This is a genomic window from Streptosporangium sp. NPDC020145 (assembly GCF_040631275.1).
Lineage (GTDB): Bacteria > Actinomycetota > Actinomycetes > Streptosporangiales > Streptosporangiaceae > Streptosporangium.
In genome coordinates this window covers 1-1,654 of the sequence record NZ_JBEXZT010000073.1, presented here as the reverse complement: position 1 = coordinate 1,654, position 1,654 = coordinate 1, and the positions used below count along the sequence as shown (strand labels likewise).

At 69.6% G+C, this 1,654-nt stretch carries 1 protein-coding gene and 2 pseudogenes; 1 reads left to right on the top strand and 2 read right to left on the bottom strand.

The window, feature by feature from the left end; genetic code table 11:
• Both ABZ463_RS41600 and rsmI read right to left on the bottom strand, forming a co-directional pair.
• A pseudogene (locus ABZ463_RS41600) lies at positions 1-282 on the bottom strand (phospholipid carrier-dependent glycosyltransferase); the annotation flags it as partial.
• Positions 283-336: 54 nt separating this feature from the next.
• Positions 337-1,191, bottom strand: coding sequence for a 16S rRNA (cytidine(1402)-2'-O)-methyltransferase (gene rsmI, locus ABZ463_RS41595; RefSeq protein WP_352016611.1), 855 nt, complete (start codon positions 1,189-1,191; stop codon positions 337-339).
• Between the two features lie 97 nt (positions 1,192-1,288).
• On the opposite strand from rsmI, the pseudogene ABZ463_RS41590 reads away from it, so the two are divergent.
• Positions 1,289-1,654 (top strand): annotated as a pseudogene (locus ABZ463_RS41590) (phospholipid carrier-dependent glycosyltransferase); the annotation flags it as partial.

The following is a 1,654-nucleotide window of genomic DNA, read 5'->3' as shown; positions in this document are numbered from 1 at the left end:
GTGGGCGACGTACTGCGGGCAGGGGGCGGCCTCCGGCGGGGAGCAGCCGATCCAGATGTCGGTGTTCCCGGCGATGAGCATCCGGTCGGAGATCGGGTTCGACGCGTCGCCGAGTGTGGCCCGCTCAACGCCGAAGAGGCTCAGCGAGTAGGCGTCCTTGGCGTAGAAGGTCTCGTCGAACACCACCGCCTTCGGCAGTCCGAGACGGTCGAACCGCAGGAACGCCCCGAGCGCGGCGACGAACAACGGTCCCAGCCAGCCCAGCAGGACGTTTCCCGGCATGGGGGGCAGAAGTCGATCTCTGGTTAATCCCATTTAGGGAAGTATGGAGAAAAATCACCCTCTGTGGACAGCATCGTAAAGATCTCGTTTGGGAATCCCCGCCGACTTCGCGACGTCCACGATCGCCTGCTTCCTCGGCACCCCGGTCTCCGCGCGCCTGGCGACCTCGGCGACCAGGTCCTCGATGTCCGGCTCGACCTCCTGCGGGTCGTGCCCGGCGACCACCACGGTGATCTCGCCCTTGACCCCGTCGGCCGCCCACACGGCCAGTTCGCCCAGGCCGCCGCGCCGTACCTCCTCGTAGGTCTTGGTCAGCTCGCGGCAGACGGCGGCCCTGCGCTCGGCCCCGAACGCCTCGGCCATCGCGCCGAGCGCGGCCGCGAGCCGGTGGGGCGCCTCGAAGAACACCATCGTGCGTTCCTCGGCGGCCAGCGCCCGCAGCCTGCGGTCGCGCTCGCCCGGCTTACGCGGCGGGAAGCCCTCGAAGCAGAAGCGGTCGCTGGGCAGGCCGGAGACGGCCAGCGCGGTGGTGACCGCGGAGGGCCCTGGCAGCGAGGTGACCGTGATCCCGGCCTCGACGGCCAGGCGGGTCAGGCGGTAGCCCGGGTCGGAGACACCGGGCATCCCGGCGTCGGTGATGATCAGGACGGTCCTGCCGTCCCGCAGCTCGCCCAGCAGCTCGGCCGCCCGGCCCGCCTCGTTGGCGTCGTAGTAGGAGACGACCCTGCCGCCGATCTCCGCGCCCAGGTCGGCCGCCAGACGGCGCAGGCGGCGGGTGTCCTCGGCGGCGACCACGTCGGCGGTCTCCAGCGCCTCGCGCAGCCTCGGCGAGGCGTCGCCCGTCTGTCCGATCGGGGCTCCAGCGAGCACCAGCCTGCCGTTGTCGTTCACGGTTCCATCCTCCCGCATCCGACACGGGGTCCCAACAAGGGGAGAAGTTCCGTAATTGGACATGTAGGCGGTGTTTCTTAGGTTCGTGAGGGGAGGAGGCCCGTACGATGGCCGGGTGGCCGTGACCGACTTCCCCAACCAGGCGTTCGAACAGCCGGAGTCAGAACCGAGCACCGACTCGGCCGTCTCCGTGCGTGACCGGCTGGTGCCGCCGATGCCCGGCGGCGCCATGTGGGGCTGGATCGGCCCGCTGCTGGTGACGGTGTTCGGGGCGTTCCTCCGCTTCGTCAACCTGGGCCGCCCGAACGCGGTGATGTTCGACGAGACGTACTACGCCAAGGACGCGTGGTCCCTGGTCAATTTCCTCGCCGAACGCACCATGGTCAAGGACGCCGACAAGGTCCTGATGGCCGGCGGCACCGAGATCTGGCAGAAGTGCGCGCCCGCCGAGATCGACAAGTGCGCCTCCTACGTGGTCCAT